The organism is Collinsella aerofaciens, from assembly GCF_028206795.1.
Lineage (GTDB): Bacteria > Actinomycetota > Coriobacteriia > Coriobacteriales > Coriobacteriaceae > Collinsella > Collinsella aerofaciens_AX.
Genome location: NZ_JAQLFJ010000002.1, coordinates 209767 through 224442 on the forward strand (window position 1 = coordinate 209767; position 14676 = coordinate 224442).

At 56.5% G+C, this 14676-nt stretch carries 12 protein-coding genes; 2 read left to right on the forward strand and 10 right to left on the reverse strand.

Annotated elements, in window-relative coordinates; all coding sequences use genetic code 11:
- The first annotated feature begins 20 nt into the window (after nt 1-20).
- On the forward strand, nt 21-1136 hold the full coding sequence (locus PMX70_RS02250; RefSeq protein WP_271742732.1) for a tyrosine-type recombinase/integrase: 1116 nt from the start codon (nt 21-23) through the stop codon (nt 1134-1136).
- 283 nt (nt 1137-1419) lie between these two features.
- On the opposite strand, the gene PMX70_RS02255 is transcribed toward PMX70_RS02250, so the two are convergent.
- Nucleotides 1420-2931 carry an IMP dehydrogenase gene (locus PMX70_RS02255; RefSeq protein ID WP_055251158.1) on the reverse strand — a complete coding sequence of 504 codons (1512 nt, stop codon included), beginning with the start codon at nt 2929-2931 and terminating at the stop codon, nt 1420-1422.
- 192 nt (nt 2932-3123) lie between these two features.
- On the opposite strand from PMX70_RS02255, the gene PMX70_RS02260 reads away from it, so the two are divergent.
- Nucleotides 3124-3480, forward strand: a complete 357-nt coding sequence (locus tag PMX70_RS02260) for a winged helix-turn-helix domain-containing protein (protein WP_271742733.1) — start codon at nt 3124-3126, stop codon at nt 3478-3480.
- A gap of 216 nt (nt 3481-3696) precedes the next feature.
- Here PMX70_RS02260 and PMX70_RS02265 read toward each other — a convergent pair whose 3' ends face one another.
- The 9 genes from PMX70_RS02265 to pelG all read right to left on the reverse strand — a co-directional run bounded on the left by PMX70_RS02265 (nt 3697) and on the right by pelG (nt 14675).
- The gene (locus PMX70_RS02265; RefSeq protein ID WP_271742734.1) at nt 3697-4689 is read right to left on the reverse strand and encodes a PLP-dependent transferase; all 993 of its coding nucleotides are present in this window, start codon (nt 4687-4689) and stop codon (nt 3697-3699) included.
- 96 nt (nt 4690-4785) lie between these two features.
- Nucleotides 4786-6327, reverse strand: a complete 1542-nt coding sequence (locus PMX70_RS02270; RefSeq protein WP_271742735.1) for a glycoside hydrolase family 32 protein — start codon at nt 6325-6327, stop codon at nt 4786-4788.
- Nucleotides 6328-6423: 96 nt separating this feature from the next.
- Nucleotides 6424-7179 (reverse strand): ChbG/HpnK family deacetylase, encoded by a 756-nt coding sequence (locus PMX70_RS02275; RefSeq protein WP_271742736.1) that lies wholly within the window; start codon nt 7177-7179, stop codon nt 6424-6426.
- Between the two features lie 36 nt (nt 7180-7215).
- Complete coding sequence (locus tag PMX70_RS02280) at nt 7216-8598, reverse strand: PTS transporter subunit EIIC (protein ID WP_271742737.1); 1383 nt, start codon at nt 8596-8598, stop codon at nt 7216-7218.
- 241 nt (nt 8599-8839) lie between these two features.
- Nucleotides 8840-9808, reverse strand: coding sequence for a LacI family DNA-binding transcriptional regulator (locus tag PMX70_RS02285; protein ID WP_271742763.1), 969 nt, complete (start codon nt 9806-9808; stop codon nt 8840-8842).
- A gap of 116 nt (nt 9809-9924) precedes the next feature.
- Nucleotides 9925-10590, reverse strand: coding sequence for a DUF4956 domain-containing protein (locus PMX70_RS02290; RefSeq protein ID WP_271742738.1), 666 nt, complete (start codon nt 10588-10590; stop codon nt 9925-9927).
- A gap of 3 nt (nt 10591-10593) precedes the next feature.
- On the reverse strand, nt 10594-11385 hold the full coding sequence (locus PMX70_RS02295; RefSeq protein ID WP_271742739.1) for a polyphosphate polymerase domain-containing protein: 792 nt from the start codon (nt 11383-11385) through the stop codon (nt 10594-10596).
- A complete protein-coding gene (locus tag PMX70_RS02300; RefSeq protein ID WP_271742740.1) occupies nt 11372-13141 on the reverse strand; it encodes a CotH kinase family protein in 1770 nt (589 codons plus the stop codon). Before PMX70_RS02300 ends, PMX70_RS02295 begins: the two co-directional genes overlap by 14 nt.
- Entirely contained in the window at nt 13131-14675 is a 1545-nt protein-coding gene (gene pelG / locus PMX70_RS02305) for an exopolysaccharide Pel transporter PelG (RefSeq protein ID WP_271742741.1), read from the reverse strand. The genes PMX70_RS02300 and pelG overlap by 11 nt, the downstream gene beginning before the upstream one ends.
- Nucleotide 14676 lies beyond the last annotated feature (1 nt).

The following is a 14676-nucleotide window of genomic DNA, read 5'->3' on the forward strand; positions in this document are numbered from 1 at the left end:
GGTAGGAAAGCAGGTTAATTATGCCACGGAAACGCGCTGAGAGGGGTTCTATCGCCCGTTTAGACCGAAACCGCTACAGGATTAGGTATTGGGGGGACAAGGGCGACGGAAAGGGCTACAGGCGCTTGAGCGCGAACTTCACCGGGACGCTGACGGAGGCGAGGGCGGAGCGCGACAGGCTGATAGCGACCTACTCCACGGACGATAAGCACAACCACACGCTGATGGACGCCTACTACAGGCTGTACCTGCCCGACTGCGAGAAGCGTGGCCTCGCGCCGAGAACGCTCGTGATGTACAAGAGCGTCTGGAAGAACCACGTCGAACCGAAGTTTGGAAAGCGCCTGCTCAGGGACATAAAGCCGCTTGAGATTCAGAGCCATGTAGACGGCCTGACCAGGAATCAGGCGCTCAAAACAATCACGCTGCTGTCCAGCATATACGGCATAGCCAACAAGTTCGAGATGACCGACAGGAACCCGATCGTCGGTTTCACGATACCGGAGCGCTGCGAGAAGATGGACGACGGAATCTATCGGATTGGAGAGCTGCTGTCCATAGCCGAGCACGTCAAGGGCAACAGGATCGAACCGATATTCCTGCTGTGCGCTTTCGGCTCATGCCGACCGGGTGAGGCGAGGGCGGTGACTCTCGACGACATGGAGATGGTGACGGCGAAGAACGGTATGCCGTGCCTGCTCGTGAGAATCAACAAGGAGGTAGTCGACAAGCGCGACGTAGAGGAACGAGTGAAGCGCATGGCGAGCGAGCGCTACATAGTTGTGCCGTCGAAGTGGGGTGAGCGCCTGCTTGAGATTGCGACCGAGAGGGCGGCCGAGGGGCACGTCTGGCTGTTCGAGGGCCGTGGCGGCAAACCGGCATCCGGGATGACGGTGAACACGGCTTGGAAGAAGTCTCTCGACGGCAGCGGCACCCACCCGCACACCATCAGGAGCCTGCGACCGTCTTGGCGAACGGCATGGGACTACGACATCCATATCGAGGGCGAGAAGCTGGAATTATTGATGGGCCATAAGCCGAGTGGAGTGTCCGAGAAGCACTACATCCGACCGGATAAATTGATGTTGGTCGACGTCGTAGCGGACGCTTTTGTAAAGTCCGGATATGTTTCATAGGGACTTTTAGGGACTAAATCTTTTTATGCAGGCGTTCTACCTGCGGAAATGCTGTAGTTGCTAGAATGACTGATGATAGCAAATACGACAAGCGAGATGCCTGCGACTTGCATGCATCTCGCTTTATCTAAATAACGTGGTTGTGAATCAACCGCTAATTGTTACCCGCCCAAGCATGATCGGGTTTTCCAAGTGCCGCAGATTGCCGTGAAAGAGGAGTGACGCGTACTTTGGTACGCGAGCGACGGTTTGAACGGCAAGGTGCGGTGCTTGGGAAAGCCGCCTAGCGGTAGCTGACGCTCTGCTGGGAATCCTTGACGACAACGTCGTGGGCGCCGCCTTCGACGATCGAGGTCGAGGAGACCAGGGTCAGGCGCGCCTTCTCCTGGAGCTCGGGGATCGAGAGGGCACCGCAGTTGCACATCGTGGACTTGACCTTGTAGAGCGTGCCGCCCACACCGTCCTTCAGAGAACCGGCGTAAGGCACGTAGGAGTCAACGCCCTCGACGAAGCTGAGCTTCGCGGCGCCGCCCAGGTCGTAGCGCTGCCAGTTGCGGGCACGCGCGGAGCCCTCGCCCCAGTACTCCTTCATGTACTGGCCGTTGACGTTGACGCGCTCGGTCGGGCTCTCGTCAAAGCGGGCGAAGTAACGGCCCAGCATCATAAAGTCGGCACCCATAGCAAGAGCGAGCGTCATGTGGTAGTCGTAGACGATGCCACCGTCGGAGCACACGGGCACATAGACGCCGGTCTCCTCGTAGTACTCGTCGCGAGCGCGGCAGACGTCAATCAGCGCGGTAGCCTGGCCACGGCCGATGCCCTTGGTCTCACGGGTAATGCAGATGGAACCGCCACCGATACCGACCTTGATGAAGTCAGCACCGCAGTCGGCCAGGAAGCGGAAGCCCTCGGCATCGACGACGTTGCCGGCGCCGACCTTGACGTCCTCGCCGTAGTTGGCACGGATCCACTCGATGGTGCGCTTCTGCCACTCGCTGAAGCCCTCGGAGGAGTCGATGCACAGGACATCGGCACCGGCCTCGATGAGCAGCGGCACGCGCTCGGCGTAGTCGCGGGTGTTGATGCCGGCGCCGACCATGTAGCGCTTGTCGCCGTCGAGCAGCTCGTTGGGGTTGGTCTTGTGGCTGTCGTAGTCCTTGCGGAAGACGATGCCCATGAGGTGATCGTTGTCGTCGACGATGGGGAGGGCGTTGAGCTTATTGTCCCAAATGACGTCGTTGGCAACCTTGAGGCTGATGTTCTTGTCGCCCACGATGAGCTGCTCACGCGGGGTCATGAATTCGGAGACCTTCGTCTGGTGGTCATCGCGGCTGGGGCGATAGTCACGGCTGGTGACGATGCCCAGGAGCTTGCCCTTGGGGGTGCCGTCGTCGGTAACCGGCATAGTGGAGTGACCAGTCTTCTCCTTGAGCTCGATGACCTGCTCCATGGTCATGTCGGGGGTCAGCGTGGAATCGGACTGAACGAAGCCGGCCTTGTGATCCTTGACGGCCTTGACCATAGCGGCCTCGGACTCGGCGCTCTGGGAACCGTAAATGAAGGACAGGCCACCCTCGGTAGCGAGCGCGACACCCATGTCGACGCCCGAGACGGACTGCATGATGGCGGAAACCATGGGGATGTTCAGGGTGATTGCCGGCTTCTCACCGCGCTTAAAGCGGGTTAGCGGCGTCTTGAGAGAGACGTTGTTGGGGATGCACTGCGAGGACGAGTAACCAGGGACCAGCAGATACTCCGAAAACGTGTGGGACTCACCGGGAAAGAACGTAGCCATGTTTCTCCTTTTTCCATGCGACCGGTCGGCTGCAGGCCTCGTAGGACCCAGCCCAACCTTGGGCGCCCAATACTGGGCAAGTATCTTAACGCACTTTGGCTGCTACAATGCATGATTTAAGAAAGCACACGAGGGTTTGACGCAAGGCTAGCGTTTGCCCAGTAAACACTTTAGCGGGGAGACGTGCGGGATATGAAGTACAAGACGACGGCACGACTGGTCATTCAATCGTGCGACAAAGATCTGCCGGGTGTGTTTGGCCACGGCTGCGTCTTGCTGCTGCAGGGCATCGCCCGTGAGCACTCCCTCAACCGCGCCGCCAAGAGCATGGGGATGGCCTATTCCAAGGCATGGCGCATCGTAAACGAGGCCGAAGGCCAGCTGGGTTGCAAGCTCATCGAGCGCGACGGCGCCCGCGGATCTACCCTCACCCCTGCCGGCGAGCGCGCCATTGAGGCATACGAAACCCTACAGACGGAGATCAACAACGTCATAGCAACCCGGGCCGACACTCTCATCGCCACCATCAACGCAGAGTCGTCTATTTAGGGCTGTTTAATAGCCCGTCGCACTTACGAATTAAGATGCGTGCCACAAAATGGGCCTATTTACTACGTTTAGACGAATACCCCCGACCATGCCGAAAATTCCGAAAACAAAACCGCTGGTAGACGGCTTGACGATTTTCAAAAAAGGCGGGTATGGCCGACCCCTAGGGGTTAAACGTAGTAGATAGGCCGTTTTCGTGGCACAGGCCCCGATGAGCTACTTTCTGAGATCGTTGTCTAGAGTAGCGGCTACCTGTAAAGGATCGTCAGTGCCGGCGAAGAGGCGGATGGTGGTTGCCTGCTTGCCGCGCGGAGCTGAGAGGCGCGTTGTTGGGCCGCCGGCGGGTGATGTGCGAAATGTATCCGGAAGCATGCTGAGGAATTCGCCCACATTGCAGCCGATCAGGTCAAACTCTACCGCCGGACCAAAACCGTGCTCCAAGATACCCGTCGCGACGGCGTGATCGGGGTGTGAGGTCAGCCCGGGATAGCGCACGTTGTGTACCATTTCATTCGCAGTCAAATACTCAGCCAGCGCACGGGCGCGATCGAAGTGAGCCTGCATGCGGGCGTCGAACGTGTCAAGCCCACGCTCTAGAACTTCGGCCTCATCGGCGGACAGATCGAGCGCGGTCATCCCGCACCCCTCGAGCAGCACATGCGCGCACTCGGCAGCAGCATCCACGCGATGGCGCTTGAGCTGCGAGCGCGCGACCGATGCCGCCGCAAGCTTGCGCGGAGCCTTGCCAGCACACACGCGATCGAGCGCCTCGAGTGACAGCACGGCACCCAGACGCAGTGGATCACACCCAAATACGCCAGCCAGAGTGTTATCCACTACGAGCAGCGCATGAGCCTCACGAGCCGCGCGACCCAGAGCGCGCAAATCGGGCACACGCAGACCAAAGCCGCCGATCGAGTTGACGAACCACCACAGGTGCGGCCCCGCGGCAGCATACGAAGCATCAAAGCCCCCGGACGCAGCAGCAAACGCCGCGACAGACGGCTCCCCCAGCAGCACCACATCGCAGCTATCAAAGCCACGAGCAAACGCATCGGTAAAGTCATCGGCAAACGCAACCAGGCGGTCACCGGGACGTACAATCCCCAGCTGCGACAGCGCTGCCGGCATATGTGGGGCCGCAACCAGACGCGCCTCACGCGCACAGGCCCTCAAAATCCAAGCCTCTTCTAGCTGTTGCACGTCCACGCGGCACCGTCCCTTCACAAACAAAAACCCAAGATGCGGATGTTCCCCGCATCGTGGGCAACGGCTGCAGTATAGCGCCGATACGCGACAAGCCGTTTAGATGTTGAGCACGTGATAGGTCACTTTTGCGCCCGCAGCGTCAACGGACACGCCATAGGCCTCGGGGTAGATGCGCGTCGAGAACACGAGCGCGCCGTCGTTGACGAACACCTCGACCGACGAAACGTCGCCCACAATGCGCACGTTACGCACCTCGTCAACGGGCTCCCAGCGCACGGTGCGCCCGCAGCCGGCAGAGGCACGCGACTCATCGGCAAAGCGCATCTCAAAGCGCGCGGGCAACTCGCCTTCGGCTGGCAGATACGACAGCAACAGCTCACCATCAACGGTCGCGGCAAACGCGCCGTCAACGTCATCGACCCTAACATCAAAGCAGGTATCGCCGGCAACCTCCAACGAACCCTCCCCCACATGCGCCGAGGCATAATGATGCTCGATCTCGCGCGCCGGCTGCTGCAGCACCACACCATCGGCACCAACCGAAAGCTCGCGCGGCACCGTCAGGCAGTGCTGCCAGCCCTCAGCAACAGTCGGATCATTGCCATAGGAACCATCGCTCGGCAGACCCATCCAACCGATCAGAATACGTCGACCGTCTTCCGACCTAAAAGTCTGAGGTGCATAAAAATCAAAGCCAGCATCCCATACATGGAATTCACCAAGCTCATATTCAGAGCAAATATCTCCGTCGAGCGTAAAGTACCCCGAATGATACAAATTGCGTCGATCCCAATCGGCACCAGCCAATCCCTGGGGGCAAACGGACAAAACACTAACGTCAGACAGCTCAAAATAGTCGGGGCACTCCCACATAAACCCAAATTGATGGGTTGTCGTGATTCGGTTCTGCAGAGTCCAATCAACAAGATTATTGGAAGCAAACAGCAGGACCTCCCCCTGATCAGAAAAGCAGTTCGCGCCATGAAGTCGCTTGAACAGCTCTACCCGAGAAGAGGTATCCCCCTGAAGACGTTCATTCCCGGTATCGACACTACGACGAGCGCCTTGCACCATAAGATATCGTCCACATGGAGCGTCGACGGACCAAACCTTCGGATCGCGCACGTGGCACGAAAGATCATTGGGATAATCGTCATTGGTCATGAGCAATTGCTTTGCACCAAATGACGAATCATCCGCCGTATTAACCAAAATGGTATTTGCCTCACGACCGTTGTAAATATAGTCACAAGAACCGTCGCCACAAGGCAGCTTGACATTACCGGTATAAAACAGCGAAACCATACCATCATGAACCAGCGCGGAACCAGAATACACACCATGGCAATCGAAGGATTCATCCGGCAGCAAAGCGACGCCCAGGTCTTCCCATTTCATAAGGTCACGGCTAGTGGCATGTCCCCACATTTTTGAACCGTTACCCTCAGCATCCGTGGGTCCATACTGATAAAAAGCATGAAATACCCCATCACGCTGATGAAGTCCGTTTGGGTCATTTAGCCACCCACACGGCGGCATTAAGTGAAACTGTTGAGCCCAGCGATAAGAAACGCTCTTGGCATTTAGCTCGCAGTCTTCAACAAGCCGAAGCAAATCTCTTGTGAGCGAATTGCTCATAAAAAATCATCCAATCTCAGATGCAACGCACTGATGATGCAGTGCGCGCCATAGCAAAAACTGCCATAGCGCGCAACGTGAATAGCGCCGATTGTCTTAGCAGCCAAATCCAATTGGACGCAACATAACATCGTTATCGTCTAGCCACTTTTTCAATACCGGAGACGACAGCGCAGCCTGATCTTTCATTCTGCCTTCACGCAACGAAGAGATCTCCATCAGGCCCTCATCAAGGAAAGCAGGGTGAAACACCACGAACGTCTTCTCGTGGGTCAAAATTCCCGATTCGCTACTCATCAGAAAATGAAGAGGGTCGTACGAATCGTAAACCATGTTATTTGGCAAATCGGGCGCATAGATACATGAATGCTCTCTTAGGCTCGTAAGAGTGAAGTCAACATAGGGGACTCCGATCCTCTTAGCGACCCTACTCAAGCCCTCATCAACGTGCGGCGTTCCCACGGAATGACAATCGATATAGGCCGGAAGTAATCCAAACAAGCTCTGAAACTTGCTTACCTGCGCCTGAGTTTCGGCTTCAATCTCATCCACATCGATTAAATCCACTTCCGAGGTTCGATAGCGCCTTGAAGGAAAGAAATTCCCTTCGTCGTCAACCAAACCGGAATCCAAAGTTGAGTTCGATACCGGCTTACCCGCGACAACATTCACGTGAAGACCGATCGATATGCCCTCATGAGCCGCAAGGGATCGAGCATCATCAGAACGAACACCGGTATTGACGATAACTCCGACTGAAGAAATGCAGCCATTTTCCAGGGCTCGCAGAATGCCGAGCGAACAACCCTGCGTCAAACCAAAATCATCGCATCGAACAATTAACTCACTCACAACAAGCTCCTTGACACCGTTTCTGTCGCTAAGATACTAACCGAGCTCCTCTTCGGACTTCTCGCCAAAGCCGAGAACCACGTGCAGGGCGGCGGTGCCAAAGAAAGCGATGGCGCAGCCAACGCAGTACATCGGAATATTAGTAGCCGTAACAATAGAGGGGAAACCACCGGCAGTAGACATCTCGCCACATCCAGTTGCAGCAACAAAAGCAGCAGCGACTCCGGTCATCAGGCACATGATAGCCATGGATTTACGGTAGCGCAGGGAGATGCCGTAAATCACTGGCTCGGTGATACCGCCAAGAAGGGCGGGAATAATCGTCGAGAATGCAACGGACTTAAGCTGGGAATTCTTGGCCTTAATGAACACACCCGCAGCAGCGCCAGCGGCTGCAAAAATCGTCATATCAAGCGCCGCCATTACGGGATCGGACCCCAAAGCCGCGATGTTAGCGATCAAGACCGGAATGATAGCCCAGTGCAGACCAAACAGGACCACGAACATCCAGATGGAACCAAGGATAAAGCCAGCAGGAACAGGCATGGTAGCCATGAGCCACATCACAAAGTTGGACAGGGCCTGGCCAACGTAGAAACCAAAGGGGCCAACCAGAAGCATGGTCACGGGAACAACCACAAGCAGGCAAAGCGTAGGAACGATAACGACCTGCAGGTCCTTGTAAACGATGCGCTTCAGCAGACTCTCAACAATGTACAGCAAAGTCGTCGAAAGCATCGCGGGGAACACCGTCGATGCATAGCTCATGAGCACCATCGGGAGACCCATAAAGCTGCTCATCTCGCCATTGCCACCGAGGGCAGTAAAGTTGGGCTCCAAAAGCGAAGCCGATACAGCAGCAGCCAGATACGGGTTGGCGCCAATTTTACGCGCCATCGACACAGACAGAACGATCGGCAGGAAGTAGAAAATGGAATTAGAGGCCGCCGAAAGAACAGCATACGTACTAGAATCCGCAGCGAGGCAACCCGTCATGGTGCAAATCGAAAGAATAGCCTTAACGATTGCAGCACCACAGAAGGCCGGAATGATAGGGGTAAAGCTACCCGAAATCACATCAAAGACCTTGTTTCCATAGAACTTAATGGCATTCAAAACGCCAGGCTCGCGCACGGGCTCTTCAGTCTCATCATCCAAGGTGCCCTTGCCAAACGAATCGCCCAGAATTCCGATGATCTCCCTATAAACACCCTCAACGGTAGGGCCGACAATTACCTGATACTGAGTACCCATATCAGCAACGCCGAGAATACCGAGAGCCTCAAGCTCCTCCTTGTTGGCCTTGCTATTGTCGACCAAATTGAACCTCAAACGTGTAGTGCAGTGCGTAACCCGCTTAATGTTGGACTTACCGCCAACATGCTCGATGATCTTCTTAGCATCAACCGAAGCTGCCATGAACGAACACCTCTCCCCTTCTTCATCAGAATAACCTTCGCCACTTTAACCTCATTGGTCCTTTATAAGCACCGAGCATCAAACGATGCCAAAGACTCCTTTAAACCAATTAGGCGGTTTTCCCGGGTGTTAACCTAGTGGCTAACTTAAATGTAATCGTTTTCAGTTAAACTGCAATCGTTTTCAGTTTCTTTCAGGGATGAGCGGTATGTAATTCGCGGTAAAGGGTATCCGAATGAAATCACTCGACGATTTTGTGCCCCAGCTGAACCTGACGGAAGTCTTTCTTTTGCAGCGAACTCGCAGACGTAACCTCAAGAATCATTTGAGCGGCAGTGATGCCCATCGTTTTATAGCCAAAGTGCACCGTTCTAATTCCGCCGCTAACGGCACGCAAAAATTGGTTATCGCCAAAACCAGAAACGCGTCGCGCAGGATCGCCCACACCGACCTCAGCTAAGGCACGGATAGCTCCCGCGGCCATCGTATCCGTAGCGCAAGAGATAAAGGCAGGAGCGGGTGTTTCTTTTAGAAGCTCACAAGCATGGCTGTAACCGCCATCCACCGTAAAGGAACTTTCGCGATAAAGATTTGAATCGAGCTCACGACCGGCATCGGAGAGTCCCGCGCGAAAACCGTCCTCGCGAAGAGCGCCAGCCGAGATGTCCCGACGAGTGGCGCCCATATACGCAATTGGGCCTTCACAACTGGCGCACACGTGATGAGCAAGGTCGCGCGCCGCCTCGTATTCGTCATAATAGACACAATTGCAGCCGTCAAGTTGCTGACCGGCCAACACAACGGGGACTCGCGCAGAATCAAAGAATTCCTCATGCTCGGGAGTAATTACAGTACCGGCAAGAATGATGCCGTCAACGGGATACGACTGAAAAAGCTCAAGGAACGAAACCTCGCGCGCCGGGTCATTGGCAGTGTTGGCAAGGAGCATTTGATACCCCTCGGCCTGAAGCCTTTCCCCAATGCCCGCCGTCAATCGGCTAATGGACTCCGAGTTGATCTTAGGCACGATGACGCCGATGAGCTTGGTAGACCCCGTGCGCAGCGCGCGGGCCTGGTTGGAACGCACGTAGCCGGTCTGCTCGATCGCCTGCTTAATGCGCTTGGCCTTATCTGCCGAAATATAGCCACCGTTAAGATAGCGCGAGACCGCGGCGCTCGAAACGCCCGCCAGCTCGGCGACATCTTTCATCTTTACCACGAGTACCCCTGTCATTGAAATCGCTTTCATCATGATACCCATGAAGGCACTCCAGATGAATCGATTTCACCCAGGTCGAAAAAACATCAGCGAAGGCTGGAACCAAACTAGCCGTGGTATTCGCCGTTGTATTGGATGAGCGTGAGGTCCTCTACGCCGTCGAGCGCACGGATCGCGTCCGCATAGGGCATGTCAACGCCGTCCGAGAACACCTCGACGGCCATCTCCACCTTGTCGCCGCGCATGGTCTTGGACTTCACCGTGAACTTGGTGCGACCAAAGGCGCGCACGATATCGTCGCCCGTGGTCTGGCCCGTATAGTGGATCACAAACATGTACACGCGCGCCTTGTCCTGGTGCGCCGCAAAGCCCGCTATCATCGCCACGATCACCACGGCAGTAAGCCCCACGAGCGCATACATACCGGCGCCCGCCGTAATGCCCGTGGTAATGGCCCAGAACAGATACAACAGGTCGAGTGGGTCCTTGACCGCCGTACGATAGCGGACGATAGACAGAGCACCGACCATACCGAGTGAGATGACCACGTTCGTCGAGATGGCGAGCGTGACCATGCAGGTGAGCACGCACATGCCCACAAGCGTCACGGCAAAGCTACGCGAATACACCACGCCGGTAAAAAAGCGCTTGTACACGTAATAGATCAGGATGCCCATGGCGAGCGCCACAAGCAGCGAAAGGCCAATCTTGGCAGGGTCGACCTGGCCAAACGCCTCCAAAACGGAGTTCTTAAAAAAGTCCCTGGTGCTCATGGTCTAAATATCCCCTCGGTTCTCAAAATCCGATTCCCAGTAATTAAATCCGCGCAGGTAGGCGGTCTTTTCGTAACACAGGCAGTACTTGGAGACCGCCGTAAGCTCGGCCGCGCCCGGCGGCACCAAATCGCGCACCAGCTGCGGGCAAAACTCCGTAAACTTGACCTCCATCACCAGCTTGCCGGGCTCCAGGACCGGCAGCACGGGCAGCGTCGCGTCAAAGATATCGAAGCTTCCCACCGCGGCACGCACGTTCATGTCAAACGTAATACGCACGGTGCCCTCGTCCATCACCCACGGCTCACGCTCGTAGTCCACGATGGTCCGCGGGCGCATCATGTTGCAGATGCACTCGATGTAGAACTCGCGACAGAGCGGATAGGGGCTCCTCAGCAAAAAGCCGTAGTCGCCAGCCAGAATCTGCTCAAACTCGCCACGTGTGAGCGGCGCGTCCTCCTTATAGATCCAGCTACCGTACTTCTTTTTGCGCTCGAGCTTAATCACCTTGTCGCTGCCGTTATAGATGCGAACGCGATACTTTTTGCGCATGAGAATGCCGGCGTCTTTTTCCTCGTAGGCCGAGTTGCAGTAGTCGTCAAAATACAGGCTGCGAATGGTGTAACCGCCCGCCCGCGCATGCTTGTCCAGCTTAAACACCGGCGCCATGCGACAGGCAAGCGCAGCGTGCTCGCCCTCGTTAATGAGATATTTGAGCTCGTGGCGGTAACGTTCCTGTGTGGCACGCACAGGCGGGGCCGCCAAGCGCTCAAGCAGCGCGCTAGCCCTCCTCATACGTGTCCTCCACGACCTTACCGCCGTCTTGCACGTAAAAGCACTTCATGCCGTAGTTCTTGCCGTCGTCGGTCACATAGTAGTCAAACGCATCTTGCGTATAGCCGTCGGAGTTGGTGGCACGCACGCGCACAAAATACTGGCCGGCATCGGGCGCATCGCAGGTCACCTCGGGAAGCAGCACGTCCTCGGCCTTAAAGACCACATCGCTTATGGCATAGTCGCGCGCAAGCTCTACAGTGTAGCGAATGTCGCGCGCCTCAAAGTCGTAAGACGCATCCCAGTTAATGCGCAGCTTACCGTTATCGATCTGCGGCACGCCGATGTAGAACGGCATGGGCTTTTTAAAACTCTCGCGAAAGCTCTTGTAGTTCTCCTCGATCTCGGAGGGAATCGCCGCGGCGATCTGCTCGTATTGGTCCTTGGTGACAGGCAGATTGTCGATATCGGGCGAAGCAAAGACCAGAGATTCAGTCACCTCGCGGTAGTGCTTGATCATCTTGGCCAGGCGAGTCTCGGTCAAATACGAGCGCAAGTCCTTGACGGCACGGTCGAGTTCGCTGCGGAACGACTTGCTGCGCAACGCGCGGTTAAACAGCACGTTGCCCCAGTAGTTGCTTGCACCGCGCTCCCAGCTCGCGTAGTCCGAAAACCCGGTAAGAGAAAGCTCCAGCTTACGCAGCATGCCGTCGTTATCCCAATCCAAAAAGTACCAGGTATTTGAGTTGAGAGGGCTGTACAGATAGCAGTTACGGTTCTGCGTATCGCAGTTGCCCGTCAGGATCTGAAACGCCAGCCAATAGACCAGATTCTCGGTATCAAAGTAGGTATCGAGCACATCATCGATCTTTTGCGACTCATCGTTGAGCGCATCGAGCATCTCGATGAGCTTGGTGTGGTCCGAATCGCCCTTAATCTCGAGCATGCCCTCAAACGCCGTCTGGTTATAGTCGGGGTCATCCGCCAGCTTAATGGTGTCCTCGTAGCGATGGAAATCGAAGCTGTTCACCTTGTACAGGTGCCCGCTCTTATCCAGGCCATGTGCCTTAAGCGCCGTCTTGTTGAGCTGCTCCACCTGCGTAAACAGGCCGTAGTCCTCAAAGGTGTCGTTGGTCTTTTCGGTCTGGTCGCACACCCACAGATGCACAAACTGCGTGCGCAGGCCCATCATCTGGGGAATCCCACGGATAAGGTCGTAGGCCATCTTGTTGCGAAAACGCATACCCTCGCCCATGTGCTTGTTGAGCGCAATCGCGCGCTGTTGGCGCCAGGTACCCTTGCCCTTTTTGAGCTCCACCTTGTAATTCTTTTGCGAGTTTACACTCGATGTCTGGCCACGCACCTGCACGGTAGCATTGGGCGCTTCCTCGCCATAGCCAACCTCGCCGGCCACCGGGCCGTCTTCGTCGCCCGCCTGCAGCAGGCCCATAACCTGATAGCGCGTCACGCCCATGTCGGCATAGTCATACACCGAGTACGTGTTGATCTCGGCCCAGCTGTGGTCGGTGTTCTCGGAGCTGTTACCGCGCGAGACCGTCAGGTACATGGTCACAATACCCGAGTCGTCGTAGACCTCGTACAGCTCGTCCTTATCGCGCAGGTGCTTAGTCCCGTCCGAGGCCTCGGCCTTTTTGATCTCGTCCTGCTTTTTGACTTTTTTGGTCGAGGAGTCTTCCTGCACCGAGCAGCCCGAAAGCAACAGCACACCGGCAGCCGCCTCAAACAGACGGCGGCGAGACATCATTCTATCGGTCATCAGGACCTCCCCAATGCTTGCGATACACGTGAACTACTGCGCGCTCAAACGCGCCATGTGGCTCACCCTTATGGCGACCTTCCTCATAGCGCTGTTCGGCACGGTCGAGCAAGCGGCCCAGCTGTGTAAAGCGACCCGTTTTGTCGGTCGCCACAATGGGCTGCTGGCTCAGGATACGATACGGCAAGTTGGCGGTATAGGTATCGAGCCGCAGCAGCGCCACGATAAAAAACACCGCCGCACCCAACAAAAAGCCAAAGCCGTAAAACTGCTGCGGCAAAAGCAACGACACGGCAGTCGCCAGCCCGGCCACACCGGCAAACAGTCCCGAGGCCAGCACGGCCCCCTTGTAGTCGGTAAAGTACAGCAAGATGAGCAATAACGTATTGCCCACGGCATACAGGCCATAGCCCACGCATAACGTGCGGAAATACCCGTGCATCAGGTTGTTAAAGCCCAACGGTAGGGCCGACAGCACCGTGGTCTCGAGCGAGATGACCGCCGCCGTCACAAACAGTTGCTTGAGCGCACAAAAGCGCAGTTCTCGGTTGAGCGTGGCAAGCATTTCCTCCTCGGCCACCACAATGTCGCCCACCACGCCACCGTCGTTGAACAGGCTGTAGTAGTCGCGGTAGCGCGGATAGAAGTTGACCTCGACCGAGACCACAAAGTTGACGGACGTGACCAGGATCGTCAAAAACGCGATGAGCGCCGGCACATCGTGGTAGGGCGCACCATAAAACAAGCCCTTGACCTGCACGCCAATGGGACCGGCCCATATTATCACCAAGTGCGCAAAGAGGCCCAGGTTGGTAAACAAGCCCGTGAGCGCCAACGGCATAAACTGATCGAGCCACCGTAAAAAGAGCCAGGGGCTGCGGTCGCTCTGCGGAAAATACCTGTACAGCAGCACAACGTCCCAGGCGAGCATGACGCCGTAGCCCAGAGCAATTGACGCCAACAGGCCCTCGACCGGCGGCAGTCCCAGCGCCAGCGCGGCCAGGGCGCACAGGCACGCCACGCCAATGGCAGCCGCAAAGCTGCATAGGATACCGCGGTAATCCTTGATGGCCGTGAGGTAACTCATGCCGTTCCAGTTGACGATCATAATGTTGAACAGCCACAGGCACAGCAGCCCCTGCAGCAGCGTGGCGCCCGAGAACAGCAGAAAGACGCCGTAGAGCACCGTGCCCGCAACGAGCGTGACAGCATTGGAGCCCCAAAACGAGGGCAGAATCTCGTCCTCGCGCTCGGCAAACAACATATCAGCCAAAAAGCGCGTGCCCGGCATGGAGAAAAAGCTCGTGAGCGTGAGCGACGCCAGCAGCGTATAGGTCACCATGCACACCAGCAGGTCTTGGTTGGCGCGTCCCACGCCCCACAGACCGCACAGCACCAAGATACCCACCTGGAGCAGCACGCCCAGCAGCATCGGGCCCGTGCACACAATGCCGGCGTAGCCATAGGCGCGCATCGTGGCAAACAGGCCCTTGCGCCTAAACAGGCGCTTGAGCTCAAAACCGATTCCGGCCACC

Bases quoted from the DNA above. Each gene is read 5' to 3' on its own strand.
- PMX70_RS02280 (WP_271742737.1), bottom strand. From the start codon at position 8,598: ATGGCAGCTTCGGTTGATGCTAAGAAGATCATCGAGCATGTTGGCGGT.
- PMX70_RS02295 (WP_271742739.1), bottom strand. From the start codon at position 11,385: ATGAGGAGGGCTAGCGCGCTGCTTGAGCGCTTGGCGGCCCCGCCTGTG.
- PMX70_RS02290 (WP_271742738.1), bottom strand. From the start codon at position 10,590: ATGAGCACCAGGGACTTTTTTAAGAACTCCGTTTTGGAGGCGTTTGGC.
- PMX70_RS02300 (WP_271742740.1), bottom strand. From the start codon at position 13,141: ATGACCGATAGAATGATGTCTCGCCGCCGTCTGTTTGAGGCGGCTGCC.
- PMX70_RS02270 (WP_271742735.1), bottom strand. From the start codon at position 6,327: ATGAGCAATTCGCTCACAAGAGATTTGCTTCGGCTTGTTGAAGACTGC.
- PMX70_RS02250 (WP_271742732.1), top strand. From the start codon at position 21: ATGCCACGGAAACGCGCTGAGAGGGGTTCTATCGCCCGTTTAGACCGA.
- PMX70_RS02260 (WP_271742733.1), top strand. From the start codon at position 3,124: ATGAAGTACAAGACGACGGCACGACTGGTCATTCAATCGTGCGACAAA.
- PMX70_RS02255 (WP_055251158.1), bottom strand. From the start codon at position 2,931: ATGGCTACGTTCTTTCCCGGTGAGTCCCACACGTTTTCGGAGTATCTG.
- PMX70_RS02285 (WP_271742763.1), bottom strand. From the start codon at position 9,808: ATGAAAGATGTCGCCGAGCTGGCGGGCGTTTCGAGCGCCGCGGTCTCG.